This is a genomic window from Streptomyces sp. NPDC058307, from assembly GCF_042880295.1.
Classification (GTDB): Bacteria; Actinomycetota; Actinomycetes; order Streptomycetales; family Streptomycetaceae; genus Streptomyces.
In genome coordinates this window covers 1-2,649 of sequence record NZ_JBHVYZ010000156.1, presented here as the reverse complement: position 1 = coordinate 2,649, position 2,649 = coordinate 1, and the positions used below count along the sequence as shown (strand labels likewise).

Sequence of the window (2,649 nt, the reverse complement as noted above, 5' to 3'; positions counted from 1 at the left end):
GGGCGGTGGTTGTGGTGGGGTTTCTGGAGGGGGGGGCCCGCCGGCACGCCGACCGGGCCATGCAAAAACTGGCGGGGCGGGCCGCGAGCGCGCCCGCCCGACACAGTGGCGGACGAATTGAACGCCGGCTCATAGCCGAACCCGCATGCGACGCGGCCTCCGCCTCCCGGGTCCCCGAAGGCCTTCGGCCGAAACGTTCCTGACCAGGGCGACACGGATGACGGCATCCGTGTCGGCACACCGGCGCTCCCGGTGAGATCACAGTGCGCCACGCGCGGGCAGCCGCACGTGTTCAGTCCCCGAGCGTGGGCACCCGGCGCCCATGAAGATGCCCACCTCGCCTGTGATCGACCGTTCGCTTCCGGCGCTCGTCCAGGGTTACTCCTGGCTGCCCGGCCTCCTGGGTGAGCGCCCCGACGGCGTGACGCGCACCCGTGTGATGGGCAAGCCCGCGCTCGTGGTGCGGGGGCCGGACGCGGTGCGGTTCTTCTACGACGAAGACAACGTGCGCCGCGGCGGCGCGCTGCCGGAGCCCGTGCTGAGCACCTTGTTCGGCCATGACGCCGTCCACACCCTCGACGGCACCGCGCACCGCGCCCGCAAGGAGTTCTTCCTGCCGCTGCTCCACCCCGACCGGATCGCCGGCCTCGTCGAACACGTCACCACCGCCTGGGACGACGCGGTACGGGAATGGAGCGGGGCCGAACAGGTCGTGCTCTTCGACGCGTCGAGCGTGGTGCTCACCCGCGGCGTGTGCCGCTGGGCGGGCGTTCCGCTCGACGAGGACACCGCGGAGGCGGAGGACCTCGCCGGCGACCTGGTCGCCATGGTGGACGGTTTCGCCACCGCGGGACCACGTCACTGGCGGGCACGGCGGGCCCGAAGCCGCCAGGAGGACCGTTTCGCCCGGCTGGTCGAGGACGTCCGCTCGGGCCGCGCCGACGCCCCTGAGGGATCGGTGCTCGCCGCCGTGTGTGCGCACCGCGAGGCCGGAGGCGAACCGCTCCACCCCCACACGGCCGCCGTCGAGCTGCTGAACGTCATCCGCCCCACCGTCGCGGTCTGCTGGTTCGCCGCGTACACGGCGCACGCCCTGCATCTGCAGCCCGTCCAGCGCGAACGGCTGCGCGACGGCGACACCGCCTACGCCGCCGCGTTCGTGCACGAGGTACGCCGTTTCTATCCGTTCGCCCCGTTCCTCGGCGGCCTCGCCGTCCGTGACCTGACCTGGCGAGGCGTGTCGGTGCCGACCGACGGGATGGTGCTGCTCGACGTCTTCGGGCAGAACCACGACGAGAAGCTGTGGGGCGATCCGTACGTCTTCCGGCCGCAGCGGTTCCTCGAACACCCGGTCCAGCGCGACGAACTGATCCCGCAGGGCGGGGGCGAGCCGCGCACCGGACACCGCTGCCCCGGCGAGGGCATCACCATCGGGCTGCTCGAAGCCCTCGCGATCCGCCTCGCCCGCCTCGAGTACACCGTCCCCGACCAGGACCTGAGGATCTCCCTGCGGCGCATCCCGGCGAGGGTGCGAAGCGGCTTCGCCGTACAGGACGTACGAGTGCCGAGTGAACGTCCGCTGCCAGTCGGGTGACGCCCCTGCGGCGGGACTCGCGTGCGCCCGGAAGGGCGGCGTGAGGCGCCGGGGTCACGCGCACCCACTCGCACGCGCCTGGACGATCGCCCTGCGCAGGGCCCGGTCGACGTCGCCGGGGACGTCCTTGTCTGCGCCCACCGCACCACGTGCTCGGCGATCACCCGCGGCTCGGTGCCGGTGTGCCGGGACACCTGCTCCAGGACGCTCCGGCCCTGTTCGGGAGAGAGGGCGCCGAACGCGATGATCACGCCGATCGCCTGGTCCACCACGGCCTGGGAGGTGAGGGCATGGCGTAGTCGGCAGACCTCGCCTTCGAGGTGCGCCTTCATCCTCGCTGCTGAGTCATCGTGATCACGCCGTGGAAGGGGTGGGTTCTCGGTGGCGACCGCCGGCACCGGGTCGTTGAGGACGACACTTCCCTGCTACCCACCTCGGCCACTCGTGCAAAGATCGTACGAGGCCGTTCGTGCGCTGCGACTGCGGGGAGGTGACGGCCATGTCCGGCACCGATCCGCTGGGCGGTGGGGACGCCGGGGAGGAGACGGACGTCGAGCGTGCCCGCATCGCGCAACGGCTCCTCGCCGGGGTGCGCGGACTGCCTCCGCAGGACGTGCCGGACGCACTGTGCCGGGCATGTGTCGAACTGCTTCCGACGGGCCTGGGGCTCTCGGTGTCGGTGCTCGGCGACAACGCGGACAACGGCGTGGTGCTGTGCGCCGGCAACGACGTCTCCGCGCACCTGGCGGAGATCCAGTACACCCTCGGCGAGGGACCGTGCCGGGAGGCGACTCGCCTGCGTGCCCCCGTGTTCGCGACGGATCTGACCCGTGCTCCCGATGCCGACCGCTGGCCACTGTTCGCCGTTCAAGCCGCCAGGACGGGGGCACGGGCGGTCTTCTCGGCCCCGCTGATGGCTGCCGGGAGCGCGCTGGGCACCCTTGACCTGTACCGGGGCACGCCGGGCTCGCTGAGCAGCGATCATGTGCGGACCATGCTTCTGGTCGCTGACGCGGTGACGTTGGCGGTGCTGGCTCTGGACCGGGGATCCGCGG

At 72.1% G+C, this 2,649-nt stretch carries 2 protein-coding genes and 1 pseudogene; 2 read left to right on the top strand and 1 reads right to left on the bottom strand.

Annotated elements, in window-relative coordinates; translation table 11 throughout:
* Positions 1 to 322 precede the first annotated feature (322 nt).
* Positions 323 to 1,594: a cytochrome P450 gene (locus ACFVYN_RS41220; RefSeq protein WP_390008033.1), complete on the top strand. Its 1,272-nt coding sequence runs from the start codon at positions 323 to 325 to the stop codon at positions 1,592 to 1,594.
* Between the two features lie 203 nt (positions 1,595 to 1,797).
* Here the strand turns inward: ACFVYN_RS41220 and ACFVYN_RS41215 are convergent.
* Positions 1,798 to 1,926, bottom strand: a pseudogene (locus ACFVYN_RS41215) (ANTAR domain-containing protein); the annotation flags it as partial.
* A gap of 167 nt (positions 1,927 to 2,093) precedes the next feature.
* On the opposite strand from ACFVYN_RS41215, the gene ACFVYN_RS41210 reads away from it, so the two are divergent.
* Positions 2,094 to 2,649 (top strand): GAF domain-containing protein (locus ACFVYN_RS41210; RefSeq protein WP_390008031.1); only part of this gene is annotated, 556 nt, incomplete at its 3' end.

Bases quoted from the DNA above. Each gene is read 5' to 3' on its own strand.
- ACFVYN_RS41220 (WP_390008033.1), top strand. From the start codon at position 323: ATGAAGATGCCCACCTCGCCTGTGATCGACCGTTCGCTTCCGGCGCTC.